Below are 26,092 nucleotides of genomic sequence, written 5' to 3'. Positions count from 1 at the left end.
TGAAGCCACCCGCAATTTATGTAACGTGAACTATATCATCGGAACGAATTCCACTAAAATAGACGTATTCCCACTGAACAACCTGTCATGCCACGCCTGTGAAAGTCAAAGTTCTCTTATGGCTGCAAGGCATGCCAAATATTTCCACATTCTGAGTATCCCCTTTTTTCCATTAGGCCATTTTGCAACAGTAACCTGTATCAAATGCCAAAAGACATTTACGGAAAACCAGTTTACAGGCCCAATACATAATATGCTTACAGAGCGGGAAATCATATTTAAAAAAAGGTGGCCGGCCTGGCACTTTCTTGGTGTCTTTGTGGTGGCTGCACTATTCTTTTTTGTAACCTGCACCATGAGTTTCATTGAAAATGTAAAAAAGGGAAGCAGTTCCAAGCTGGAAGAAAATAGCTTGTATTCCACACAATATGAGAACGATATTAAGAAACTGACCAATCGTCCCGATAAGGAAAGTGATTCCATTGCCTTCAGGATAAAGCACTATGTTGATGCTAATGTGACCGATCAGATGGACAGGTTTAATTTTAAATATTTTACGAGTGTGAAAGACGGCAGGATACTTGTGCTGATGAAAGTAGACGATCTGGACAAGGTGTCCGCCGAAGGCAGGAAGGATTTTATATCATTGATAGAAGATGCGTTGTATGACTCAGATTACACCGCAGATAAAGGAGCCTATATAGGAATACTTAATGACTTTGATACCGAACTGGTAAGCACGCCAACCTATGAATTTACAAGGGCAAAGCCTGATCCGGAAACGGAATTGTATGAATTTTACAGGGATGAAATCGATACTATTATTAAGGATACGATTCAATAAAGAAAGCCTGCAATTGCAGGCTTCTGGGATTATCAATGCTTTTAGAGTAATAGTTTTTTTATAATCACCATTCATTATAAAATTTATCCTCTAATCTCATTACCGATGTGCTAGGTCGTAAATAATTCTGAGTAACATAATTCCAAGAAATAGTTTTTCCTCTTTCAGATTCTAATTTCAATTTGTAAAAATATGTCACTGTCAATAACAATGCTCCTATTGCATTAAAAGCATTTTTTAAATTTGCTTTTTCAAAGTGATTTGCTCTTTGATGTTTTATCTTATTATTGGCTGTCCACCAAAATGGTACGTCATTTATTTGCCAACGATCCCACGGTTTGTTTTCCATTCCATAGTAAGGCATGAAAATAATATGGTTATTAAAGTCTGAAATGTGTTGGTTTACAACATCTCTATATTGATGAATGTTATCAGCTTGGCTTCCTAAGAGCTTGGATATTTATTTCATAACAACATCAACTTCAGATGATGCGGACATAATTAATCTAGCAAATTCTAACGAATAGGATTCAGAATTTCTTTCACTAAATTCTACATATCGGGAAGTTTTAATGAAATCTTCTTCTATCGCTAAGAAGTAATTCCAATGTAGTTTTGTTTCAGAATAAGTAATTCCCATTATAATGTAAGTTTATATTATATCACTCCTCAAACCCTTTGATCAACACCTCCAATATTTTAATAGCCGCCTCACTTATCTTAGTACCAGGCCCAAAGACCGCTACAGCTCCGGCATCAAACAGGTACTGGTAATCCTGTGCGGGTATTACGCCACCTACAATGACCATAATATCTTCGCGGCCGTACTTCTTCAATTCTCCAATAACCTGTGGCACAAGGGTTTTATGCCCTGCGGCTAATGACGATACGCCCAATATATGCACGTCATTTTCCACGGCTTGTTTGGCCGCTTCCGCAGGCGTTTGGAATAGCGGGCCAATGTCCACATCGAAACCTACGTCGGCATAGCCTGTTGCTACTACCTTTGCACCGCGGTCATGCCCGTCCTGGCCCATCTTGGCGATCATTATCCTTGGTCGGCGGCCTTCCAGCTTCGCAAATTCATTCGCAAGCTGTTTCGCTTTTTCAAAGCTTTCGTCATTCTTTATCTCTTTACTGTACACTCCGCTAAATGATCTTATTTGTGCTTTATACCTTCCGTAAACTGTTTCCAGCGCATCGCTTATCTCACCCAGGGTTGCCCTGTGGCGTGCGGCCTCTACAGCGAGTTCGAGTAAATTCCCTTCTCCCGACCTTGCAGCGGCAGTAAGGTTATCAAGGCATTCTTTTACCTTTTCTGTATTCCGTGTTGCCTTTATTGTTGCCAGTTGCTCCAGCTGCTGGCGGCGCACCATCTGGTTATCCACATCAAGGATATGCAATGGGTCTTCCTTATCGAGGCGGTATTTATTCACGCCTACAATGATGTCCTGTCCACTGTCGATGCGTGCCTGCTTGCGTGCGGCTGCCTCCTCGATGCGGAGTTTCGGTATACCGGCCTCAATGGCTTTGGTCATGCCTCCAAGTTCTTCGACCTCTTCAATAAGCGCCCATGCTTTTTTGGCAAGCTCATCGGTCAGGCTTTCCACATAGTAGCTTCCTGCCCACGGGTCGACGGTCTTTGTTATTTTGGTTTCTTCCTGTAAGAATATCTGTGTGTTACGGGCAATGCGCGCCGAGAAATCGGTTGGCAGTGCAATAGCCTCGTCGAGAGCATTGGTGTGCAAGGACTGTGTCCCTCCAAAGGCCGCTGCCGCCGCTTCTATACACGTACGGGCTACATTGTTGAAAGGGTCCTGTTCGGTAAGGCTCCACCCGCTGGTCTGGCAATGGGTGCGCAGGGCGAGTGATTTCTCGTCCTTCGGTTCGAACTGCTTCAGCAATTTTGCCCATAGCATACGGCCCGCACGCATTTTGGCAATCTCCATAAAATGGTTCATCCCAATAGCCCAGAAGAACGAAAGGCGCGGTGCGAATTCATCTATTTTCATGCCTGCAGCAAGCCCTGTACGGATATATTCCAGTCCGTCAGCTAATGTATAAGCAAGCTCAATATCGGCCGTTGCCCCGGCTTCCTGCATGTGGTAGCCAGAGATACTTATCGAGTTGAATTTAGGCATTTTCCTGCTCGTGAATTCAAAGATATCGGCAATGATGCGCATGGATGGAGTAGGAGGGTAAATATAGGTGTTCCGTACCATGAATTCCTTCAGGATGTCGTTCTGTATCGTCCCCGAAAGCAGTTCCGGCTTAACGCCCTGCTCTTCGGCGGCGACTATATAAAAGGCCATGATGGGCAGTACCGCACCGTTCATGGTCATCGAGACCGACATCTCATCCAACGGTATCTGGTCGAAAAGCACTTTCATGTCTTCGACGCTGTCTATCGCCACACCTGCTTTACCCACATCGCCTACAACACGCTCGTGGTCACTGTCATAACCGCGGTGCGTAGCGAGGTCAAATGCTACAGATAAGCCTTTTTGCCCTGCGGCAAGGTTACGCCTGTAAAAAGCGTTGCTCTCTTCTGCAGTAGAGAAACCGGCATATTGACGGATAGTCCACGGGCGGCGCACATACATGGTCGCATACGGCCCGCGAAGGTTTGGCGCAAAGCCCGCCCCGAAAGCGATGTGTTCCAGGTTTTCGATGTCTTCGGCGGTGTAGTCAGGCTTAAGCGTAATCCCTTCAGCAGTAACAAAATCCGGTTTAAGGTTTTGCGCCGTTGGTTTCGGGTTTACCTGAAGCTTAATATGTTGGAGGTTTTTTCTCATTACAGAATCTAATACTATTTTCCTGGATATTTTTTAGGATTTTTTGAAGTATGGAAACAAGCATTAATTACTATCTCGTTGCCATTAATTGTGAATAGCAATATAAAGGGGAATTTTTTTAAAGGAATCATCCTTAGTTTATTATAAAATATCCTGTAATCAGGATTAAGTAACAACGCACTATATGAGCTTTGCAAGTCAGCATAGAATTTTGCAGTTAAAGAGATACTTATCTCATCATAATAATCCATCGCATCATAGATCTCTATTTGCGCAGTTGGAGAGACAACTATTTTATAAGCCATATCTTTTCCTGATCTGTTCAAGGGATTCTTCTCCGGAAATATAATTTTCCGTTGGTTCATTCACCCTTTGGTCAAGCATAGCTTTCATTTCATCAGTAAGTATATCGTCATAATCATTATTCCTTGCTAAAATAATCACCTCAACCTCATCTGCATCAAAATCATCCGGTAGCGTAATACTGATGTTGCGCCCGTTTACTTTTACATATTGCCTTATAGCTTCCATAATTGCTTTTTTAGTAAATATACCAAATATTATATTTCCTTTATTCCTTAACGAATTTCGCGCTTACATTATTTGTTGTGAATGTATATAATCCTGAAGAGAGTGACGAAATATCAATAGCATTTTCAACGATGCCGCTTTTTATGGTCCTTCCGGTCATGTCGATTATTGCATAGATTTGTCCTAAAGCAGACTCATTATTTATATTTAGGATGTTTTTTGCGGGGTTTGGGTATAGCGACATGGTTTCTTTATTGAAACCGGCATTCGCCAATCCTCCTCCAATATCATATCTTGCCACATATGCGCTTCCTGTAGATACACTTGCATTAAAAGTCTGGCCTCCAAATTTTACGTTATCGAAAATACCCGATGCGTAAAGTGAGTTTGTATCTGTATCTACTGTAATGAAGCGCTGAAAAACGGATTGTCCTTCGATCTGCTCTGCCCAAAGATAATTTCCGTCAGTGTCGAATTTGCCAATGAAGCTACTTGTGCCTCCTTCTTCCCTTGCGAATGTGGTTTCACCAAAATGAATTACATCAGAATCAAAATAACCGCTCACATAAATATTTCCGCCTGCAGTATCTATGCTCCACATGTATTGGTTGTCAATGCTTCCACCAATTGTTTTAGCCCATTGTATTACACCGTAAGTGTCATATTTTGCAACATACGGTTCGCTTTGCCATTCTGTATCAGAATTGGTTACCTCTATCCCGTTAAAAGAAACGGTATGCATATAGAAATTGCCTGCGGTATAAACATTATTTTGGGTATCCATCGCTATATCTATTGCATATATATCCGACTCGCTTACAGTATTTGAATTTGCCCATAACAGGTTGCCTTCGGGATTATACTTTACCATAAAGGTTGAGCTTTCCCCTTCTGTGCCGTATGTTGTATTGCCTATGGATAGTGTATTATTATAACTGCCGCACATGTATAAATTGCCGGAACTGTCGCAAACCAAATGACTTGGGATTTGATGCACACTATGATTCTGGATCGTTTGCACCCACAAAGCATCTCCGTTATTATCGAATTTGGCTATAAAAAAATCGGAGTTATTTACTATAGGTACTGTAATATTGCCAAAGATCGCCGTGTCCCCACTCATCCTGCCTACTACATAAATGTTACCTTCAGGATCCAGCGCCATACCATCGGCTTCGATTCCATGAAAACCCTCGCCGGTAGTCGCTGGTTTTTTCGCCCAAATGATATTCCCATTCGGGTCGGACTTAGCTACGAATGCGCAGTATTGGTTCTCTTCGGTTTCCAGCGTTATATTGCCAAGCACATAGCTGCCATGAAAAAATCCGGCAGTGTACACGTTTCCGGGTGTGTCAAAAGCAATTGCTCCAGTATATGCCGTTTCCTCAACTTTAGTACTCTTAACCCATTGTACATTTCCTGTGCTGTCAAATTTTACCAAATAATTCCGGCCTTCAATTTCCGGAGCACCTTCAAATTCATAGTCCCCAAAGGAGATAGACTGGCAACTACTTACGCAGCTCATATAAACATTGCCATGCCCATCCTTTTCCAAAACTTTAGGCGAAATAAATGCTGTATTGCCTTCTTCTGCTGGTGGGATAAATACCCAGTCAAATTCCTGGGCGAGTGCCATATTACCAAAGCCTGATATAAATAGAATAAATAGGGTAATTTTTCTCATATTTAATTATTAGTTTTTATCTTCTCCCGCCAGCCTTTCCTGCTCCATCTTTTCCGCCAGTCTTCGTTCTGTTATCGGGGCAATAAGTGTTTTCCTTGGATTGGTTTTTACGAATGGGAACAACTCCAGGTCGTGGCTCATCCTGTCATTTTTGTTCGGATATTTGTTGGTGCCCAGCAATACTTCTTTCCCGCTGTCGAAAAGCTCCTGCTCTTTGGCGGCGCTTTCCACGACCTTGCGCTGGATAGTGCCTTCCCGCAACTGCCCCAGGAAACCTCCGTTAGCTTCGATATCCTTAAACAGGGCAAGCGCTTTTTCGGCAAGCTGCTGTGTGAGCTCCTCTATATAATAGGCGCCGTCGGCAGGGTTGTTAACTTTGTCAAAATAGCTTTCATGCTTCAGTACCAATAGCTGGTTTCGTGCAATGCGGTCACCAAACTCGTTGTCTTTATGGTACAGTGCATCATAAGCAAGGTTAGCTACCGTATCTGCACCGCCGAGTATAGCACTCATGCATTCGGTGGTGGTACGCAGCATGTTGACGTTGTAGTCGTAAAGCGTTTTGTTGCGTTTTGTAGGGGTAGCTATGATGTGGCAATCAAAGTCGTGTTCGTACTCCTTTGCAATCAGGTTAACCAGCAGCCTTATGGCACGCAGCTTTGCGATCTCAAAAAAGTAATTGGTGCCCACTGCGACCTGTACCACAACCGGTTTGCTTATTGTGGCAATGCGGTTGAAATATTCATTGGAATGCGCCAAAATATACGCTACCTGTTGTACTAATGTTGCCCCGGCATTTTGGTACAGCTTTCCGTCGATGCTTAAAAAATGGATGTTTGGGCAGGCGATGGAAATGGTATTAAGGGTCTCAAGGTCGGCTTCCATATTGGAGAACCAGTTGCCTTCTTTTGCCAACTGGCCTATGGGGTCAAGCTGAACATAATAGGCTGCGCTTTTTTCTTTGGCGATGGCATCCAGCTTTTTTACGAAATCGATTGAAAGAAAACCCAAATTGAAGTAAACCGGCACCGTTGCAGGAAGTCCTGCAAGAAGCTTGATAACATCGGTATTTTCATCGTTTATGGTGAAACGGATGCTTTCTGCACCGCGTTTCAGGGTACTCATTGCCCGCCCTGCCGACTTCTCGACATCATGTACGAATATGTTCTGACAAATGGTGAATGAAGCGGCTTTCCCACCCGATGCCAATGGCTCATTGAATTCATCGGTGTGGTAAAAAGGCTTAACCTTGATCCCGTCGGGGCTTTCCCAAACCAGTGTTTCATTATAATCAGCACCTTTAAGCTCATATTGTATCTGCTGTTTCCACTGCTTGGAAGAAACCGGGTCGAAATCATTAAACAGGCTGCTCATGCTATACTTTTAAAGTGATTTTGTTATTTCCTCGTCCAGGGTATCGCCCTCATATTCTATGATATAAATATCTTCATTCTCACGCTTCATGTAATATTTTTCGCGTGCGTATTTCTCAGTTTGGTCAGGGTTGTTCAGCTGCTTTATCGCAGCGCTGTCTTTCCTTTTCTCGTTGAGGTAGTATTGCTTGTTGTCTTCCAGCTCCTCAATTTTTTTGTCGAGCACCCTTTTTTCAAAATAGGAATAGTTGTCAAGGAAAAGCATCCATACACTTACAAAAATAATAACCAATATATACCTGCTCCCCAGAAATTTGAGAAAAGGATAGTTGACGGTTATTTTTTTGAAAAAATTCATATGTGTTAAATTCCAAATAGCAAATCCCAAATAACAAACTTAGGACGGTGTTAATGGTGCTTTTTCGAGTATCGACGAAAATATTTTTTTTAGTTCTGTGGCTTCCTGTATTAATATGCTTATTTCACCTTCAAATTCCTGATTGCAAACCTTTAGCAAAGAAAGCCAATAATTAGATTCTTTGGCTTCCTTCCTGCAAATTTTTATCCTGTAATAAAAGTCCTTTTTACTTAGCGATTCGTTTGCCTCAATATAATTAGCGCCGACAGAACCTGACGATCTTACCAGCTGTTTCCCATCTTCAATCACTTCTATTGTCCGAGGCAGCTTTTTCATGAGCATCCTGCAGTCTTTAGCAAAAAGAAAAGTCCGTTCCTCGAGGTTATATACTCTCTGCTGCTCCATGACTTACGCTACTAAAGTTTGTTATTTGCTATTTGGAATTTCTCCCAGGTTTGTTATTTGAGATTTGGAACTTGGAATTTATTTGATATTTGGTGCTTGCTATTTGGAATTTATTAAAGAATCTTCTGGTTTATAACCGCCCTCACCACATCGATCGCCACGGTATTGTATTTGTCATTCGGGATGATGATGTCAGCGTAGGCTTTCGTTGGCTCAATAAACTGCTCATGCATGGGCTTAAGCGTATTTTGGTAGCGGTTAAGCACCTCGTCCATGTCGCGACCCCTTTCGGCGATGTCGCGCTTAAGGCGGCGTATCAGCCTTTCGTCAGAATCGGCATGCACAAATATCTTAATATCGAACAGTTCCCTTAATTTCGAATCGGCAAGGATAAGGATACCCTCAACGATCATTACCTTTCTTGGATGCGTCATTATGGTATCGTCCGTCCTGTTGTGGGTAACGAACGAATAGACAGGCTGCGGTACCACATTGCCCTCTTTTAGCTCTTTAAGGTGCTCTGTAAGCAGCTCAAAATCGATCGCGCGCGGATGGTCGAAATTGATCTTGGCGCGGTCTTCGTAGCTAAGGTTGGTGGTTTCGCGGTAATAGTGGTCCTGGCTGATGATGCCTACTTCGGTAAGCGGCAGCTCGTTCATGATCTGGTGTACAACGGTAGTTTTACCGCTTCCGGTCCCGCCGGCAATTCCGATGATAAGCATTTAGTGTTGTTTTTGTTTTTGCAAAAGTAACAATTATCATCAGGGTTTAGAATATCTAAGGTCAATTTTTAACCATATAAAAACGTAGTTTCAGGTTGAGTCCTTTACAACAAATTTTTACCACAAAGTTCACGAAGATTTACACAGAGTTCACAAGTCCCGAATTGATAAAAAGGACACAAGGCATAATGTACATCCTTGTGTCCCTAGTGCTTTTCCTTTGTGTCGTTGTGGTAAAATTCGCTTCAATGAAGGACGACCTCTGTGGTATAACCTATTTACCTTTTTTCCTTATCCTTCATATCCCTTACCATGCTTATGCAAAAATAGATCACGATAGCCGCACCCGCAGCAATACATACCCACATGATCCAGGGGCTGTGCGTTGAGGCGTCTTTAGAAGATTTGCCGGTGTTGATTGCTGAAGCATCGGATAGAACAGCGACCGGAAGGTTCTTTGGCATCTTGTCTTTAAAGTTGATGAAGTCATATTCTGCGGCACCAAGTTGGGTGTTGCCGGTAACTACGGTATATTTTTCGCCGGCTTTCAGGTCGGCAACAAGGCGCAGCGGCACCTGGTAGAATTTTACAGATTTGATATCCAGTGGCGGATTGTCATTATTGTCTATTTCTATTATGAATTCCTTTTCCTCAAAATGCGTAAAGTCAATAGCATTCTTGGTAGACGAATCCAATTCAAACTCTTCGATAACGGAAACGGTTTTACGCACTTTTCTTTTGACTTTTTCTTCACGGTTTACCATTATACGCGCATTCCTTTTGTAGAAGGATGGCCCTTTGATGTCGAATACCATTCTGTCAATGAGTATCCAATGTGCCTGCTTTACTGTGATCAGCGTTTTCCTTCCGCGTTCCGACTGCTTGATTGTCACATTGGGAACAACCTCTTCCATGGCTATGGGCGTTATGCTTTCGGTAAGCTGACCTGCCTCCAGCACATTTACCGGAAGAGTTTTCTTATCGTCAAATTCTATTTTAATGTATTTGTAATTGTGCAGCGGGAGGAACAGTGTTTTGTACACACGGGTATCGGCAGGATTGTACAGGCCACTCAGTACCTGGCCGTTCACAAGTCCGAAAAATTCTTTTTTGTCATTGCTTCCGCTGATGCTATAGGTCTTTACGGCATCGGTATTGGCTATAGCCAAAGTAAGTTCCTGCATTTTGCTGCCATCTGTGTTTTCAATTGTCACGGATGAGGTTTTACCCTTTACTTTCGCTTTCGAAATGATGGGATATTGCTTAAAACCCTGCGCGTTTACTGTAGAGGGAACATACTCTAAAAAGTAAGGCACCTCTTTATTTTTACTGTCCAGTATCCTGATGATCTCCGGTTGCTCATCAGTAAGGCTCCTGAACTGCGAACCTATGTAAATGACATGTGGGCCGTCTTCCTTAATGCCGGATAGCTTTGCCGAAATGGTATATTGCTGTGCGAAAGCAGAACAGCTTATTATCAGGATGAAAAATTTTATATAGTTATCAAAGTTGATCCTTTGATATTTTCGGAATTGCATTTTCACAATAAAAGAGTTTTAATTAAGGTGCTGAACGAAAAGGACGCTGATAAATAATTCTATTTTAGACGTTGCACTGCAACGTCTCTACAACGGAATTTCATTTAAATCCGTATAATAAAGTTTGATACGGTGTAGAGGCGTTGCAATGCAACGTCTTACGTTATCGAATTTCATCATCATTGCTTTCATTTTCAGGTTTATCTTCTATCACAAGGCGCTTTACTTTTTGGTACACGAACGATATCACCAGTATCAGTATGCCCAGTAATATAAATGCGATTATTTTCCCGGTCTCAGATACATTGCGGATGTCGTAAATAAATAGCTTCGCGATAGTAAGCCCAAGCAAAATAAGCGCTGCGATACGGATGCTCTTCAGCTGTTTCCTGATGCCGATGAGCAGCAGACCACACGCAATAACGCCCCACAATACAGGATACCCGGTCTTTACAACATGGTCGCGCACCATATCGATCTGCTCATAGGCGCTTAAACTCTTTATGGCTGAACCAACTCGTTCTACAGTGGGTTGGATGGGGTCAAGCACGATTACGATCCAGTGGAGCATCAGCTCGGAACTTGCCAGGTAAACCAGAAGGAACACCACAAACCATGGCAGCGTTTTACTGGTACGGAACCGTTGTAGCAATTTGTCGCGGTTCATTTTATAGACAAGCAGTGCAGTATAAAGCACCAATGCCAGCACTGCAAAATGCAGCCAGTAACCCAGCCTCGACTTTATGCCCATGTCGAGGTAATCTTCCACTTCGTAGTAGGCAAGCCTTGAGAAGAGGAGTATAAAAGCAACGATATTGATGGTGCCGATGAGTATTCCCAATTGCTTCCTTAGCCCGCCCTTGCCAAGGCACTGTGTATGAATAAAAATAATGCAGATAAGCATGTGGTACAGCACCAACAGGCTATAGGCCGCGTAGGTGCTTTCGAGATAAAAGTCGGTTTGGTAGTTGAGTTCAAGGAACCCGGCGACATAGATAAGCATCATGGTAAATACCTGCACGAATTTGCGATAATTGGCTACGTTGAATGACAGGCCATACAATTTGTAAACACCCGAATCGCGGCCAAGCAAAAGGATTATACCAACGCACGATGCGATAGAGAAAAGGCTTGTAAGGAAAGCCGGGTTAGCGACGATTGTAAGCGCATCGGAGGAATAGTAGATGTTGAGCCAGTCCATCACAAGGCTGATGAGCATGAGCGCATGGACAATACCAGACCCAAACCGAAAGCTTTCGATCTTCGATTTTTGTGCCAGCCACATGAGCAGTACTGCCTCCGCCGACCAGAACAGCGTGATGTAATTGCCTTCGAACTGTATCGGGATGGCGAGCGTTACGAACGTTAGCGTAAGCCCGATAAGGATGTAGATGACCTTTTGGTCCATATCCAGTTTTTTGTACAGCAGCCACGCAAAGCAGAAATTGAAAACACCTAATAGCAGCGTGAACATTCCTTTATATTCCGGCCTGAAATATTCAAGGATAACCATACCCGCCGCATAGAACAGGAAGGTATTGCTCACCAGTATGCTGAGCTGCATGTTGGAGAAAGGCGTTTTGTTGCGGATGTTATTGATGATGTTCATCAGGATAAAGACAAAGTAAAATACGAACCCGAAGGCCAATGCCCCGGTGTAGGGAGCTTTTTCCGTACCAATGATCGTGAACAGCCAACCGCCATACAGGAGGACCGTAAATAAGTACGCCTGCAGGTTGATGAAGTTCCACTTTTTGTAATAGGCTATAGCCAAAATACCCACATTCAGTATCGTTATATAGCTGAACAGTACTACATAATTGCCGCTTCCGGTGCTCACCATGAATGGTACCGCAAAGCCACCGATGAGGGTCAGGGCAGCAAGTTCCATACGGTCATAGGACACCGAAAGGAAGGCACTGAACGCTGTAATGGCGACCATAATAATGAAGGCGACCGTCTGGCTAAAGAGGTGGTAATCGTGAAATGCAACCGCTATGGTAAAGTAATATATGGATATCGCCCCGGCCACGAGCACCGAGCTGAATGCTTTATAATTGGTACGCAGCTTATGCGCCACAAGCATTACGATACTGCCTGCGAGTATGCCGATTCCCACGCGTGCCGGCTCGTTGATCCAGTCTTTGTCGATGGCAAATTTCACGAAATAGCTGATGCCGAGCACGAGTATCAGGATGCCTATCTTATTGATTAGGTTCTCACCGATGAATTTCTCCATGTCGGGGTTTTGCTCTTTGAATTTTTCCCACCATGACTTTTGCGGGGGAAGCACCACATTGGGCCTTGGAGTATTGGTTTCGGCAGGCCGCGGCCGCTGTATGGCAACAGGACGAAGGGCAGGTTCGGGTGCCGGTGTCGGTTTTTCTGTGGTGGGCCAGTCAGCAGATATTGGTTTGGGAGGAGCTTCGGGTTGCGGTGAGACAGGTTTAGATGCGCTTTCCGGCTGTTTGGTAACTTCGGGAGGCTTTTCGAGCTTTTCAAGCAGTCGGGTCAGATAATCCAGCTTACGGTTGGTTTCAAATAAGCTGTCCTTTAGCCGTTCTATCTTTGAGGAAAGTGAATTCAGGAAAATAATAACGACAATAATTAGTATGACGAGTAAGACTATTTGCATGGCTGTTAGTTAAGGCTTGCTGTAAATGTAATATAAATTCCAAGACGATTTAAAAACTACCACAGCGTCTCTGCGACTTCCGCGGGGAATTGTTTCACAGTAGAATATCAATTTGCCGGTGGAAGAGTAACACAAAAAGAAATAGCCTTATATTTGAAACGAAGCTTTACAACCAAAAAGCAGGAAAATTGAAGGCCTCACCCCAGCTCTCTCCAAAGGAGGGGGGTAGCTTCACTCGGATCGCTAACTCTTCCGTTTGCACAATTTTGTGGAGCGAGGGTATGAAAAAATAATCGTGTTTTTTGTCATTCTGACGAAGGAAGAATCTTATATCATATAAAGAGATTCTTCCTTCGTCAGAATGACAAAAGCGTATCAAAAACTAAAAATAATTATGATCAAAAAACTAATTATCATACTATTAATGTTTTTTACCCTGAATGCCTCAGCGCAGCAGGAAGTGATGTACCATATATTCCAGCGCAGTTTTTTCGACAGTAATGGCGATGGTAACGGCGACCTGAAAGGCATACAGCAAAAACTGGATTACCTTCAGCAACTGGGTGTTACCACGATACTGCTTTCGCCATTATACCAAAGTGATTTTTACCATAATTATTTTGCTACGGATTTTGAGGCTATTGATAAGGAGTATGGCAGCTTTAAGGACTACCGAAACCTGATACAGGAAGTGCACAAACGCAAAATGAAGCTTTACCAGGACGTGGAAATGCAGTATGTTGCAGATCAGCATCCGTGGTTTACCGATTCATATAAGAACCCGAAGTCGCAGTACAGCAGGTATGTTTATTATAACGACAAGCTCAACGAGAAACCGCATTATTTTTGGGATGTGCCGGAATTTACTACTTACAATAACACAAAGGAGCAAATTGTCATGGTGAACATGAAGGATCCCAAGGTTAAAGAATACACGCTGAAAGTGCTGAAATACTGGATAGATCCGGATGGCGATGGTAACTTTAACGACGGGGTGGACGGCTACAGGCTGGACCATATGATGGATAACCTTGATAATGCCAACAAGCTCACCAACCTGTTTAAGGAGTTCTGGACGCCTATTCTGAACGATCTCAGAAAAGTAAACCCGGCATTGCAGATCGTTGCCGAGCAGGCCGACTGGAATTCCTACGGGCATGAGTATTTTACCAAAGGTAATGTGGACAGGGTTTTTGCCTTCCGGCTAAAGCAGGCCATAACATCTTTTGATAAAAAGAAAATTGAAAAGGCTGCCGACAGCACATTCCTGTATAACCCTGCAGGGAAGCAGCAGGTGGTTTTTATCGAGAACCACGATACCGACCGTTTTGCATCGGAGCCCGGTATGAACATCGGGAAACTGAAAATAGGGGCGGCGCTGAACCTGTTGATGGGTGGCGTGCCCTCAATATATTATGGGCAGGAGATTAGCATGAAGGGCAAAACGGAACAGCGGCCAACCGATGGTGGCGAAATTCCCATACGTGAGACATTTGAATGGTATGCTGCCGATAACGGCCCCGGTATGGCGCTTTGGTATAAAGATACCGGACCGTGGTGGAATAACCGGAATATGAAGCCCAATGACGGGATTTCGCTGGAAGAGCAGCAAAAAGACCCTAATTCCCTTTGGAATTATTACAGGCAGCTCATCCGCCTTAAAAAGATACAGCCTGCGCTCGCTTTTGGCGATTATAAAACGATCCCGACCAGTAATGATAAAGTGTTGTCGTTTACCAGGACATACGGAGAAGAAAAGATATTGGTGGTTATCAATCTTTCAGGCAATACCGAAGAAGTTATGATTGATCCCCGGGAGGATTATAACATATCGAAGCTGAAACTCCTTTCGGGTACACCCAATGTTATATTGCCCCGTGACGGGAAAAACCTTAGTATGACACCGTATGCCGTGCAGGTCTGGAGATTCCCAAAAGGCTCCTGATATTAAATTTTAGGGGAAGAGCAGCGCAAGATCGTCGCTGTTTTTACGACTAATTTTTAAGGATAAGTTGCAATGGTTTGCGTGAAAAAATGCTTCGACATAAGGTAATTAAAAAAATACCTGTTAAAGTTTTCTTAATAAAAATTAATTGTAAAAATTTGATTAACAAAACCTTAATGGTTATTTTATTTACAGGAAACCTGTTTAGGGTATCGGAATCATAATTTTGGTTGCATTGAAAAATAAACCAATAAAAAAAAATTATGATGAAAATTGTACAAAGGACTTTTCAAAAAGTTTTGCTTGTAATTATGGTAGTCTTTGGCTCTTTCGGGGCCGGGGCACAAATCCTTGCCTGGGATGCTTCCAATAACGGCGGGGGATTTGGTGCAAGCCCATGGGCTGCCGCTACACAAAATGCTAACGTAACAACATCCGGACTTGTAAGAGGCAGCGCTATCGCTACAAGCGGCAGCCCTGCAGGCGGTGCCTGGGGCGGATCGGGAGGCTGGGTCGCAGGTTCGGGCCTAACTTCCGATGGAAGCAGCTTTTATTTTACAGTAACGGCTAATTCAGGTTATAAAATAAGCCTTTCCGAAATTTCTACGGCTACGCGCCGGTCTAACTCCGGCCCTACCGGGTACACGTTATATTACTCCGTTAACGGAGGAGCATTTACTGCCGCAGGTACGGCAACAACTTCATCGACAACCGGTACAACCGGAACAGCAAACTCCATTTCGCTATCATCTATCACGGAATTGCAGGATGTTGCTGCGGGTACAGTTATCAAATTCAGGATCAATCCTACAGGATCGACAGGCAACTATTATGTTACCAACGGCAATAACGCCCTTCGCGTAAATGGTACTGTGGTATTGGCCCAACCTCCTGCTCCAACCGCAACAGTTGCTACTGCAATAGCCGCCACAGGATTTACCGCCAACTGGAATGCGGTGACAGGCGCCACTGGCTACAGGCTTGATGTGGCTACCGATGCGGCCTTTACCCAAATTAGTGAGATATATGATAATTTTGCCGTTAACGGCACCTCACAATTTGTTTCTATAGGTATTGAGCCCAATACTACCTATTATTACAGGGTACGTGCAGAAATAAATGCAACAGCGTCTCCCAATTCGAATACGATTTCGGCTACAACGCTCAACCCGGTGCCCGCTACTGTAACTACTACACAGGTACTGCCAGCAGGCATAACCACTACGGCAGCGGTTTCGGGAGGTAATGTGACCAATGACGGAATGGCGTCGGTTACTGCGCGTGGTGTGGTATGGGCTACAACAACAGCACCTACAACGGCTTCTTCTGTTACTACAGACGGTACAGGTACAGGGACATTTACCAGTAACCTTTCCGGGCTTTCGCCAAATACACACTATTACTACAGGGCCTATGCTGTAAACAGTGCAGGAACTTCCTATGGCACTGAATATTCTTTTTGGACACTTGCCAATACACCGGGATCACCTACTATAAGCAATGCCGGTATATTTAATCTGGATCTTGCCCTTGATGTGAACGCAAACCCGGCCAACACCCTTTATGCCATAATGATAAATGGCGGAGGCTTTACCAATGAATATGTAGGCCTTAACGGTTCTGTTTCCGACACACCGGTCTGGCAAACGGCTGCCCAGTGGGGCGCTGTGATCAATGTTGATGTATTGATGCCGGGCACTACCTATACATTTAGCGCTGCGGCCCAAAACGGTGCCGGTGTACAGACTCCTTTCAGCACGACAGCACAGGGCAGCACCAATCCGCTGCCGGGGCCAACAACCCTTACGCTTCTTACGAATTCAATTGATTTTGAGCCGGCATGCCTTAGCACCGATCCGGATGGGGCAGTTGGATCTTTTGTTTTTGAAGCAACAAATCTTAGCGGTACGGGCATGGGCCTTGGTACAGTTTTAATCAGCGGCCCCGATGGTGCAGAACTTGAAGGCATCAGCTTTAGTGGAAGCGCTAACGGTACATTTGAAGACGGCTTGTTCCAACTGGAAGATATTGAAGAAGGTGAGGACGTGACGGTGTATGTAAGGTTCGACCCAACAGCCGGGGTTAGCTATGGTACGCTGACTATTGAAGTGGCCCTGACCGACACAATGAACAACACTGCCGCACCGCTTTCGGTATCTGCAATAATCGTTGAGCTCCCTGAGGCAGTCGCTGCACAGGCAGTATGCGGCGGGAGCACAGTTTCTAACCTGACAACGACATCGGGAACAAATATTAAATGGTATACTGCGTCGACGGGAGGTACAGCCCTTGCCGCTACTGATATAGTGACAACCCAGACTTATTATGCTTCCCAAAGTATTGGGGAGTGCGAAAGCGCCAGGATCCCGGTAGTTGTAACGGTAAACCCTATTCCGGACGCACCTGTGGCAGCGGCACAATTATTCTGTGGTACTGCAACGGTAAGCGAATTACAGGTGACTATAGGCGCATCGCCAAAATGGTACGATGCGGCTACAGGCGGAACACGACTTGAAGGTACGACGGCATTGGCTACAGGTACCTATTATGTATCGCAAACCGTAACGGACTGCGAAAGTGTAAGGACTCCGGTGGCCGTAACGGTTAACCCGATACCCGATGCGCCAACAGCGGCTACACAGGCATTCTGCGGGCCTGCAACAATAGGCGGGCTTGTGGTTACTACAGGAACAGCACCAAAATGGTATGCTGCCGAAACCGGCGGTACTGCTCTTGATATGACAACAGCACTTGCAACAGGTACCTATTATGTATCGCAAACCGTTGGTGGTTGCGAAAGCGCCAGGACGGCCGTTGAAGTAACAGTAAACCCGATACCTGCAGCACCGGAAGTCGTGAGCGTACAGACATTCTGTAATACGGCTACTGTTGCCGATCTTGATTCAGACGGTGTAAATGTACTTTGGTACACTACTGCCACAGGAGGCACAGCTTTGGAAGAAACCACAGCAATTACAGCGGGTACATCATTATATTATGCATCCCAGACGATTAACGGATGCGAAAGCGCTGCCAGGTCGGCAGTAGCAGTACAGCTTAACATAACTGCTGCTCCTGTAGCTGCTCCACAATCCTTCTGTGGTATAGGAACTGTAAGCCAGCTAATGGCTACAGGTACTGCGGCACAATGGTATGCTGCTGAAACAGGCGGTACAGCGTTAGCTGGTACTACGGCTTTGGCAACAGGTACCTATTATGTATCCCAAACCATAAATGGATGCGAGAGCGCCAGGACGGCGGTTTTGGTAACTGTAAATGTAACCCCTGCACCTGCAGCAGAGGCACAGGCATTTTGTAATGCAGGCATTGTGGCCGACCTTGAAGCAACAGCTACAGCACCTAAGTGGTATGCAGCCCAAACAGGCGGAACACCGCTTGATGGAACGGCTGCACTTGCAACAGGCACGTATTATGTTTCACAAACGCTTAACGAATGCGAAGGCCCAAGGACAGCGGTTGTTGTTACAGTAAACGAAGTTGTTAGCCCCGTGGGAGATGATACCCAGGATTTTGAAGCAGGTGAGACGCTTGCCGACCTTGAAGTAGAAGGTGAGAATATTGTGTGGTATGCCGAGGAGACCCTTGAAACCGTATTGCCGGAAACTACAGTGCTTGAAGACGAGACTACCTATTATGCAGTTGCAACAATGGGTGAATGTTCCGGTGAATCAGCTATCGCGGTTACAGCAAACGAAGTACTAAGCACAACAGGATTTGACAGGAACAGCCTAAGCTATTATCCTAACCCGGTAAATGATATGCTGAACGTGTCCTACAAAAATACTATCACCGCTGTAATTGTCTACAACCTGCTTGGCCAGGTGGTACTTTCGAAAGATGTAAATGCAGCTGTGGTGCAGCTCGATATGTCATCGCTTGCAGCAGGCTCGTATGTAATGAGGGTAGCATCGGGCGATAGTACAGCCACCATAAAAGTAATTAAGAAATAAGGTTATATGTATTTCTTTAGTAAAGGGTTCCGCACATGCGGAACCCTTTTTATTTAAAGTAAGTTCGTAAAGGACTGCTCTGTAGTCGTCAAAGGGTAAAGCCATGGCATCGGACCCATAGTAGCTATAGGTTGGATACTGTGGTAAAGTTGGCGCGTGTAATTTTTGATTGGCGACAGATGCCAGTAAAAAGGGGCCTGTAAGTGAGCCCCTTTTTTGATATCCCATCAAATATTCTTGAGGGTCAGTGTAGTCAGATGAGATATCCTGGCATCCCATTCTTCAGTTTTAGCAAACTCGTTGGAAGGGATTCTCCATATTTTCGTTTCGTGAACGCATTCGCCAAGCAGTTCCAGTTCTTTTGCCGTAGCAAAATCCTTTAGCTTCTCAATCCCGCACATTGCTATAATAGCAAGCTCAGGGTATATGTTAAGGCTGTGTATGGCATGTACTATGGCTGTAACTTTTTTACGCTGTTCGGTGGGAGCACAGGCTACCACAAGTATGTCGCGCTTTCTGACCTTTAAGAGGTAATTGTCTTTCTCCATGTCAGAAATGCCGATGGGACGTAAGGTTGCAATACTGTCTTCACTAATGCAGAGCTGTTTTATAGAGGAGGGGTTGAGGCGTTTACAAATGTCTTTGGCCGTAGCTGATTTACCCGAACTTTTAGCCCCTTTAATTATGATATATTTCATACAGATTATCTGACAGCTTTAAAGCGTCAATATAGTAAATGATTATTGAAAACAGACTACAAACCCAGTAAAATAAGGCATAGACAAAGGATAGACACGTGTCGTGCTATATATTTAAAAGTCAAATAATTGTAATTATTTTTTGACTATGTATAGGTGCAGTGTTGTAGTGAAATTTGTAAAATTTCTGCTTACTGTAAGTAAAATTGTGCCAATTTCTGCGTAACGGAGGCAGATTGCAAATACAAAACCAACCCTCCTTTTAGCCCTGACAGAGCCGATATCCTGCGGAGGCACGGAGCAGATAAAGGCGATAGCAGGACAGGTGATGGCAAAAGGGTGGAGAGTGGGCTGCTTATGATATTACACGTTGCAGCAAAGCTTCACTCTTGCCGGTTCGTCCTCTCCCCCGGCCCCTCTCCCAAGGAGAGGGGGCGATATGTGCCGACAGTGCGTTTAACCGTTGCGTAGAAATCCTGAATTTTACATTAGAATATTTCGGCAGGAGTGTTACGTCACGTCACCCTCTCCTTGGGAGAGGGACGGGGAGAGGACCTATGCGGCAAGAGTAAAAAATACATTTATAATTTAAAAAAAAAGCTGCCTTTTCAGACAGCTTTACTATAGTTAATCAAACTCCGATGTAAAGAATAGCTTCACGCTCGGGTATTTGGATTGTGTCATTTGTACGGAGAATTCGGAGTCGGCAAGGAAAACAAGCTGCCCGAATTTATCCTTAGCCAGGAATTTTTGCTTGATGCGCTTGAACTCGGCGAACTCCTCGTTCTTCGGATCATCTGGTTTTATCCAGCAGGCTTTGTAAGCGGGGAAGTTTTCGTACGAACATTTGGCGCCATATTCGTGTTCCAGGCGGTACTGGATCACCTCATACTGTAGCGCGCCCACGGTACCGATGACCTTACGGCCGTTCATTTCGAGGGTAAAGAGCTGTGCCACACCTTCGTCCATCAGCTGGTCAACACCTTTTTCGAGCTGCTTGGCCTTCATCGGGTCGGCATTGTTGATGTAGCGGAAGTGTTCCGGTGAAAAGCTCGGGATGCCCTTAAAACTCATGTTCTCGCCCTCAGTCAGCGTATCGCCAATCTTGAAGTTGCCCGTATCGTGCAGCCCGACAATATCGCCGGGGTAGGACACGTCCACGATCTCTTTCTTTTCGGCAAAGAATGCGTTGGGGCTTGAGAATTTCAGGTTTTTGTTATGGCGAACGTGCAGGTAGGGCTTGTTGCGCTCAAACTTGCCCGATACGATCTTTACGAATGCGATACGGTCGCGGTGCTTGGGGTCCATGTTGGCGTGTATCTTAAACACGAAACCTGCAAACTTATCCTCATAAGGATCGACGGTGCGGGAGTCGCTGTCCTTCGGCCTTGGCGATGGCGCGATCTGGATAAAGCAGTCCAACAGTTCGCGTACACCAAAGTTATTCAATGCCGAACCGAAGAATACCGGCTGCAATTTTCCGTCAAGGTAAGCCTGGCGGTCAAATGGCGGGTACACCTCGTCGATAAGCTCCAGTTCCTCGCGGAGCTGTTGCGCGGGTTTGTTACCAATCAGATTGTCCAGTTCGGGGTTGTTGATGTCCGAAAAAGCGATGGTTTCTTCTATGTTCTTACGGCTGTCGCCGCTAAAGAGGTTAATGTTCTTTTCCCAGATATTATAGATGCCCTGGAAATCGTAACCCATCCCGATAGGGAAGCTGAGCGGCGTTACGGTAAGTCCCAGCTTTTGCTCCACTTCGTCCATGAGGTCGAACGCGTCCTTACCCTCGCGGTCCATTTTATTGATGAAAACCAGCATCGGGATGTTGCGCATACGGCACACCTGCACGAGCTTTTCGGTCTGTTCCTCGACCCCTTTTGCCACGTCGATCACCACGATAACGCTGTCTACCGCGGTAAGCGTGCGGAAGGTATCCTCGGCAAAATCCTTGTGGCCGGGCGTATCGAGGATATTGATCTTTTTGTCCTTATAATTGAACGCAAGCACCGATGTCGCCACCGAGATTCCCCTCTGGCGCTCGATCTCCATGAAGTCGGACGTCGCGCCCTTCTTTATCTTATTACTCTTTACGGCGCCGGCTTCCTGTATCGCGCCCCCGAAGAGGAGCAGCTTTTCGGTTAGCGTGGTCTTACCCGCATCGGGGTGGGATATAATGCCGAAGGTGCGCCTTCTTTCAATTTCCTCTGTAAAATTCATGGGTATGCTTTTTATAAAACCGTGCAAAAATAGGGTTTATATTTTGGAAAACATAGTTTTGGGGAAATTGGGTATATTTGAAGAACTAATCCTGTCATATGGTAAACAGAATACTTCTATTTGTAACTTTTTTATTTTTGGTTTCATGCTCAAATCGTGGTTATGAAGTAAGTACGGCAAAAGGCGATAGCTTTATAAATGAGCCAGGTAGATATTATCTGAAAAAGGGCAGACTAATAGTAAGAGAGTTTGAAGATGGCACCCTGGTTTATGGTGTTGCAGATAAATTCAACAGGGTGCAACACCAGCAAAGTATTTTTTCTCCTTTTAGTGATCATCAATATTGGATAATCTATTTGGATACAGATGAAAATGTTTGGTTTTACTGCGCCGATTTGCAGCAACTGGAAGTTGTAAGATATAGTCAGGATAAAAAGGCTTATGTTTATGAAAAAATAGAAGTAGATACGGTTTTGCCTAAAGCATTTGAAAAGAACTTAAATGAGCGAGGTGTTGACAGGAATGATATTTTAACGATTATTGAAATGAGAAAGTTTGAAGCAAAATAATTTTGCAGGAAAGTTTGCTTCGTCGTTCCTCCTCGCAAAGACTCAAACGTGCTACGTGTGTTACAACCCCGGTAAAGAAAAATCCGCGAAAACCCGCCCAATCCGCGTCATCCGCGTTCCCTTTACAACTTTACCCTCAATATTTTCCCACATATCCCTGAAAACACTATTTTTACAGCTACAGTTTTAATTGCTAAGAAAAAGTGTACCAACAAATAAACACCAACCACCTGATAAAGAAGCTGGCGCGATGGCTGCCGGTACTACTTATATTTAATGCACTGCACGTACGGGCGCAGCAGGACCCGCAGTACACGCAATACATGTACAACACCCTCACGGTGAATCCCGGCTATACGGGGTCAACCGGCAATCTTGAGGCTACCTTGCAGCACCGCACGCAGTGGGTCGGCATTGACGGCGCGCCACAAACGCAGGCTTTCAGCATCCATTCGCCCATGCTTGCCGATAATGTCGGACTGGGCCTAAGCGTAGTGAACGACAGGCTCGGGCCTTCGAATGAGACGTATGTTAATGGAAATTTCTCCTATACGATACCGTTGGGGCTTGATACCAAACTGGCTTTTGGCCTTCGTGCAGGCGCCAGGATGCTGAACATCGACTGGTCCAAAGGGCGGTACTACCAAGAGGGCGACCCGCTCCTTAATACAAACATTAATAACAAGATAAACCCTACCATAGGCTCGGGAATTTATGTGTACGATGAGAAATGGTATGCGGGTGTTTCGGTGCCGAATTTCCTGCGGTCGGATTATTATGATGATGTGCAGGAGTCTACAGTTTCGGACAGGCTGCACTATTATGTGATGGGCGGCTATGTTTTTGACCTTACGGAAGATGTGAAATTCAAACCGGCTGTATTGGCCAAAATTGTTTCGGGTTCGCCGATAATAGTAGATGCCTCTGCTAATTTCCTTATACAAAATGTGGTAACACTCGGCGCATCCTACCGCTGGGACGACTCGGTGAGCGCACTGGCGGGTTTTCAGATAACCAAGGGCATTTTCGCGGGCTACTCCTACGACTACTCGGTGACCCAACTGAACAAGTACAACGACGGTTCGCACGAGATCATCCTGAGGTTCCAGTTGGTGCCGAATGGTTCCCGTATCAAATCGCCCCGATTTTTTTAAAAATGCAAACTATGAAGAAGAAATTACTTTTATTCGGCTTACTTTTTTGCATGACCACGGCCTTCGCACAAAAACTGATGAAGGCAGACAGGCGTTATGCTGCCTTCGAATATATGGAGGCCGCAAAGCTGTATGAGGAATATCTGGCAGACACAAAAAAGGCGAGACCTGAGGTAATAACCAAAGCCGCCGACTCCTATTATTACATCAATAATATGGGGAGTGCGTTGCGGTGGTACTCCAAACTCCATGAATTGCAGGGCGACAAGATGGATGACAAGCATTTCCACCGCTATATAATGGCGCTGCGTTCGGAAGAGAAATACGAAAAGGCCGACGAGCTGATGCTAAAGCGTCTGGAAATAAAAGGCGATACTACATTGATTGAAAGGTTCAATAAGCAAAAAATGCACCTTGACAGCCTTAGTATTACTCCACCTGTTTATGCTGTGAATAACCTTGCTGTCAATTCTGCTAAAGCCGATTTCGGTACGGCATTTTATGGAGACAAGATAGTGTATGCTTCGAGCCGGGATACCGTAGGCAAAAAAAACTATTCGTGGAATGACCAGCCTTTCCTGGTGATGTATGAAGCAAAAAGGGACACTGTAACCGGGGCTTTTTCGAAAGATAAAAAGTTTTTGCCGAAGGGCCAAACCACGTACCACAATGCCGCGGCAACTTTTACAACCGACCTGAAAACCGTTTATTTCAGTGAGAACAATGTGAAAAAAGACAACAAGCTGGTTGATGATGAGAAGGGTACCAATAATATACAGATTGTAAGAGGAGAGATAATGGGTGAGAAGCTCGTGAAGCCGGAAAAGCTGGCATTTTGCAGTGAGGATTATTCTACCGGGCATCCCACGCTTAGCGCTGATGGAAAGTGGATGTTCTTTGTTTCGGATATGCCGGGAGGTTTAGGCGAGACGGATATCTATGCCGTTGAGGTATATAGCGACGGTACGCTTGGCACACCTGTGAATGCAGGCTCGACTATAAATACTGCCGGAAGGGAAATGTTCCCGTTTATTAAAGATAACATACTCTATTTCTCGTCGGATGGGCATTACGGCCTGGGCGGGTTGGATGTGTTTGCCAGTACAAAAGGTGAGGGGCTGGAGTTCTCGCTTCCGCTGAATTTAGGTAAGCCTATCAATAGCAATGGCGACGATTTTGCTTTCATTATCAATGATAAGGAAACTTCGGGCTATTTGTCTTCCAACAGAAAGGGCGGCAAGGGTGATGATGATATTTATTTCTTTAAAAAGGAAAAACAGAAGCCGTGTACATACACGATCTCAGGAACGGTACGTAATAAAAAAGACGGGCTGCCGATAGCGGGGGCAAGGGTGTCCACGGGTCAAACCGAATTTGTTGGTGCAGTATCAACAGACGAAAACGGAAAATACGCGATGGACGTGCCATGTGTGTTAAAATTGCACTTCAGGGCCTCAAAAGAAGGTTTCTCTTCCGATGAAAAAGATGTGGAAACCGGAAAAGTTAGCGGCGAACTGAAAAATGTCGACTTTGTTTTAGGCAAATACGAAGAACTGGTAAAAATCGAAGATAACGTCGAGAAGATCGATATTAACCCGATCTATTTTGATTTCGACCAATATTACGTTACCCCCCAGGGCGCTGCAGAACTCGACAAGGTGGTGTATGTGATGCAGCATTTCCCCGATATCGTCATCAAAATAGAATCGCATACCGATTCCCGCGGAAAGGACGATTATAACATGCGCCTTTCCGATGACAGGGCAAAATCAACCTACAGCTATATCGTGGCCAAAGGCATCGACCCCAAACGTATTGAGAGCGTGCACGGTTATGGCGAGACCCAACTGCGCAACAAATGCAGTAACGATGTGGAATGTACCGAAGAGGAACACCAGCTTAACAGGAGGAGTGATTTTATTATTGTGAGGAAGGCCTCACCCCAGCCCTCTCCAAAGGAGAGGGGGTAGCTTCACTCATGCCGATTATAAAACAGGAGTAGAGGAACACAGCACCTGAATATAATGTTTTTCCATTTCGAACGGAACTTGCGGATAGAGAAATCTCAAATTATAGCTATTAAAGAGATTCTTCCTTCGTCAGAATGACACGGATACACCGCTGCGCAAAGTCTCTGACTTTGTGAAAGCGAAAGTATGTCTCTGACTTTGCGCAGCGGTGAGGAAGGCCTCACCCCAGCCCTCTCCAGAGGAGAGGGAGTAGCTTCACTCATGCCGATAAATGATTGGAGAGATTTCTCCCTTCACTCGAAATGGAACATCCTAAACCTGAAATGAAACTTTTTCCATTTCGAACGGAGGAACGGAGAGCGAAATCTCAGGAAATTCCCGAAAATAAATTGTGATTTCTCCCGTTGATCGAAATGAAACAAAGATATTTTTAGTATAAAAGGGACTTAAAACACAAACACCTGGCAGTTTTGGGTCTGTCAGGTGCTTATCTTTTGCAGATTGCGCGATCAGGCTTTCCTAATCGTCGTCTTCGTAGCCCGGGCCTGCAATGAGAAGGCTTACGGCAGCAAGCAAAGTAACAATATTTTTCATGAGCAATTGGTTTAGAGAAGGAGCTTGTAGCCTCCTTTGGTTTGCCTTCTTTAAATTTAGACAATTAAAATGACATATAGCCTCAATAT

At 44.8% G+C, this 26,092-nt stretch carries 19 protein-coding genes; 6 read left to right on the top strand and 13 right to left on the bottom strand.

Translation table 11 applies throughout. The features are described from left to right. Positions 1-25 precede the first annotated feature (25 nt). Positions 26-844: a hypothetical protein gene (locus AAEO56_RS03295; protein ID WP_341695603.1), complete on the top strand. Its 819-nt coding sequence runs from the start codon at positions 26-28 to the stop codon at positions 842-844. A gap of 64 nt (positions 845-908) precedes the next feature. On the opposite strand, the gene AAEO56_RS03290 is transcribed toward AAEO56_RS03295, so the two are convergent. From AAEO56_RS03290 to AAEO56_RS03240, 11 genes are all read right to left on the bottom strand, one after another. Beyond that, complete coding sequence (locus tag AAEO56_RS03290) at positions 909-1,193, bottom strand: hypothetical protein (RefSeq protein ID WP_341695602.1); 285 nt, start codon at positions 1,191-1,193, stop codon at positions 909-911. A 313-nt stretch (positions 1,194-1,506) separates the two neighbouring features. Further along, positions 1,507-3,639, bottom strand: coding sequence for a methylmalonyl-CoA mutase (gene scpA, locus AAEO56_RS03285; protein ID WP_341695601.1), 2,133 nt, complete (start codon positions 3,637-3,639; stop codon positions 1,507-1,509). 14 nt (positions 3,640-3,653) lie between these two features. After that, the gene (locus AAEO56_RS03280; RefSeq protein ID WP_341695600.1) at positions 3,654-3,944 is read right to left on the bottom strand and encodes a type II toxin-antitoxin system RelE/ParE family toxin; all 291 of its coding nucleotides are present in this window, start codon (positions 3,942-3,944) and stop codon (positions 3,654-3,656) included. Further along, complete coding sequence (locus AAEO56_RS03275; RefSeq protein WP_341695599.1) at positions 3,934-4,170, bottom strand: hypothetical protein; 237 nt, start codon at positions 4,168-4,170, stop codon at positions 3,934-3,936. The genes AAEO56_RS03280 and AAEO56_RS03275 overlap by 11 nt, the downstream gene beginning before the upstream one ends. Positions 4,171-4,210: 40 nt before the next feature. Then, complete coding sequence (locus AAEO56_RS03270; RefSeq protein ID WP_341695598.1) at positions 4,211-5,854, bottom strand: T9SS type A sorting domain-containing protein; 1,644 nt, start codon at positions 5,852-5,854, stop codon at positions 4,211-4,213. A 9-nt stretch (positions 5,855-5,863) separates the two neighbouring features. Beyond that, complete coding sequence (locus tag AAEO56_RS03265) at positions 5,864-7,228, bottom strand: methylmalonyl-CoA mutase subunit beta (RefSeq protein ID WP_341695597.1); 1,365 nt, start codon at positions 7,226-7,228, stop codon at positions 5,864-5,866. Positions 7,229-7,237: 9 nt separating this feature from the next. Next, entirely contained in the window at positions 7,238-7,585 is a 348-nt protein-coding gene (locus AAEO56_RS03260) for an FtsB family cell division protein (RefSeq protein ID WP_341695596.1), read from the bottom strand. Positions 7,586-7,624: 39 nt separating this feature from the next. Further along, on the bottom strand, positions 7,625-7,990 hold the full coding sequence (locus tag AAEO56_RS03255) for a four helix bundle protein (RefSeq protein WP_341695595.1): 366 nt from the start codon (positions 7,988-7,990) through the stop codon (positions 7,625-7,627). 113 nt (positions 7,991-8,103) lie between these two features. Continuing rightward, the gene (gene udk, locus AAEO56_RS03250) at positions 8,104-8,712 is read right to left on the bottom strand and encodes a uridine kinase (RefSeq protein ID WP_341695594.1); all 609 of its coding nucleotides are present in this window, start codon (positions 8,710-8,712) and stop codon (positions 8,104-8,106) included. 278 nt (positions 8,713-8,990) lie between these two features. Continuing rightward, a complete protein-coding gene (locus AAEO56_RS03245; protein WP_341695593.1) occupies positions 8,991-10,256 on the bottom strand; it encodes a hypothetical protein in 1,266 nt (421 codons plus the stop codon). A gap of 157 nt (positions 10,257-10,413) precedes the next feature. Beyond that, on the bottom strand, positions 10,414-12,885 hold the full coding sequence (locus tag AAEO56_RS03240) for a DUF2339 domain-containing protein (protein ID WP_341695592.1): 2,472 nt from the start codon (positions 12,883-12,885) through the stop codon (positions 10,414-10,416). Positions 12,886-13,279: 394 nt separating this feature from the next. Here AAEO56_RS03240 and AAEO56_RS03235 point away from each other — a divergent pair, with 394 nt between their 5' ends. Next, positions 13,280-14,830 (top strand): alpha-amylase family glycosyl hydrolase, encoded by a 1,551-nt coding sequence (locus AAEO56_RS03235; protein ID WP_341695591.1) that lies wholly within the window; start codon positions 13,280-13,282, stop codon positions 14,828-14,830. A 263-nt stretch (positions 14,831-15,093) separates the two neighbouring features. After that, a complete protein-coding gene (locus AAEO56_RS03230; protein ID WP_341695590.1) occupies positions 15,094-18,801 on the top strand; it encodes an Ig-like domain-containing protein in 3,708 nt (1,235 codons plus the stop codon). A gap of 227 nt (positions 18,802-19,028) precedes the next feature. On the opposite strand, the gene AAEO56_RS03225 is transcribed toward AAEO56_RS03230, so the two are convergent. After that, the gene (locus AAEO56_RS03225; RefSeq protein ID WP_341695589.1) at positions 19,029-19,499 is read right to left on the bottom strand and encodes a hypothetical protein; all 471 of its coding nucleotides are present in this window, start codon (positions 19,497-19,499) and stop codon (positions 19,029-19,031) included. Between the two features lie 627 nt (positions 19,500-20,126). After that, positions 20,127-21,716, bottom strand: a complete 1,590-nt coding sequence (locus AAEO56_RS03220) for a peptide chain release factor 3 (RefSeq protein ID WP_341695588.1) — start codon at positions 21,714-21,716, stop codon at positions 20,127-20,129. 98 nt (positions 21,717-21,814) lie between these two features. Here AAEO56_RS03220 and AAEO56_RS03215 point away from each other — a divergent pair, with 98 nt between their 5' ends. The 3 genes from AAEO56_RS03215 (at position 21,815) to AAEO56_RS03205 (ending at position 25,409) form a co-directional block, all read left to right on the top strand. After that, positions 21,815-22,285, top strand: a complete 471-nt coding sequence (locus AAEO56_RS03215; protein WP_341695587.1) for a hypothetical protein — start codon at positions 21,815-21,817, stop codon at positions 22,283-22,285. 215 nt (positions 22,286-22,500) lie between these two features. Further along, entirely contained in the window at positions 22,501-23,439 is a 939-nt protein-coding gene (locus tag AAEO56_RS03210) for a PorP/SprF family type IX secretion system membrane protein (RefSeq protein WP_407934951.1), read from the top strand. A gap of 11 nt (positions 23,440-23,450) precedes the next feature. Further along, a complete protein-coding gene (locus AAEO56_RS03205; protein WP_341695586.1) occupies positions 23,451-25,409 on the top strand; it encodes an OmpA family protein in 1,959 nt (652 codons plus the stop codon). Positions 25,410-26,092 lie beyond the last annotated feature (683 nt).

Source organism: Flavobacterium arundinis (genome assembly GCF_038289855.1).
Taxonomy (GTDB): Bacteria; Bacteroidota; Bacteroidia; order Flavobacteriales; family Flavobacteriaceae; genus Flavobacterium; species Flavobacterium arundinis.
The sequence above is the reverse complement of the archived record's forward strand: the minus strand, read 5'-3'. Positions and strand labels throughout refer to the sequence as shown.

What these genes read in the sequence shown, in the direction of transcription:
- AAEO56_RS03225 (WP_341695589.1), bottom strand. Translation starts at nt 19,499, where the DNA reads ATGAAATATATCATAATTAAAGGGGCTAAAAGTTCGGGTAAATCAGCT.
- AAEO56_RS03235 (WP_341695591.1), top strand. Translation starts at nt 13,280, where the DNA reads ATGATCAAAAAACTAATTATCATACTATTAATGTTTTTTACCCTGAAT.
- udk (WP_341695594.1), bottom strand. Translation starts at nt 8,712, where the DNA reads ATGCTTATCATCGGAATTGCCGGCGGGACCGGAAGCGGTAAAACTACC.
- AAEO56_RS03280 (WP_341695600.1), bottom strand. Translation starts at nt 3,944, where the DNA reads ATGGCTTATAAAATAGTTGTCTCTCCAACTGCGCAAATAGAGATCTAT.
- AAEO56_RS03215 (WP_341695587.1), top strand. Translation starts at nt 21,815, where the DNA reads ATGGTAAACAGAATACTTCTATTTGTAACTTTTTTATTTTTGGTTTCA.
- AAEO56_RS03230 (WP_341695590.1), top strand. Translation starts at nt 15,094, where the DNA reads ATGATGAAAATTGTACAAAGGACTTTTCAAAAAGTTTTGCTTGTAATT.
- AAEO56_RS03265 (WP_341695597.1), bottom strand. Translation starts at nt 7,228, where the DNA reads ATGAGCAGCCTGTTTAATGATTTCGACCCGGTTTCTTCCAAGCAGTGG.
- AAEO56_RS03255 (WP_341695595.1), bottom strand. Translation starts at nt 7,990, where the DNA reads ATGGAGCAGCAGAGAGTATATAACCTCGAGGAACGGACTTTTCTTTTT.
- AAEO56_RS03270 (WP_341695598.1), bottom strand. Translation starts at nt 5,854, where the DNA reads ATGAGAAAAATTACCCTATTTATTCTATTTATATCAGGCTTTGGTAAT.
- AAEO56_RS03290 (WP_341695602.1), bottom strand. Translation starts at nt 1,193, where the DNA reads ATGGAAAACAAACCGTGGGATCGTTGGCAAATAAATGACGTACCATTT.
- AAEO56_RS03220 (WP_341695588.1), bottom strand. Translation starts at nt 21,716, where the DNA reads ATGAATTTTACAGAGGAAATTGAAAGAAGGCGCACCTTCGGCATTATA.
- scpA (WP_341695601.1), bottom strand. Translation starts at nt 3,639, where the DNA reads ATGAGAAAAAACCTCCAACATATTAAGCTTCAGGTAAACCCGAAACCA.
- AAEO56_RS03275 (WP_341695599.1), bottom strand. Translation starts at nt 4,170, where the DNA reads ATGGAAGCTATAAGGCAATATGTAAAAGTAAACGGGCGCAACATCAGT.
- AAEO56_RS03240 (WP_341695592.1), bottom strand. Translation starts at nt 12,885, where the DNA reads ATGCAAATAGTCTTACTCGTCATACTAATTATTGTCGTTATTATTTTC.
- AAEO56_RS03260 (WP_341695596.1), bottom strand. Translation starts at nt 7,585, where the DNA reads ATGAATTTTTTCAAAAAAATAACCGTCAACTATCCTTTTCTCAAATTT.
- AAEO56_RS03205 (WP_341695586.1), top strand. Translation starts at nt 23,451, where the DNA reads ATGAAGAAGAAATTACTTTTATTCGGCTTACTTTTTTGCATGACCACG.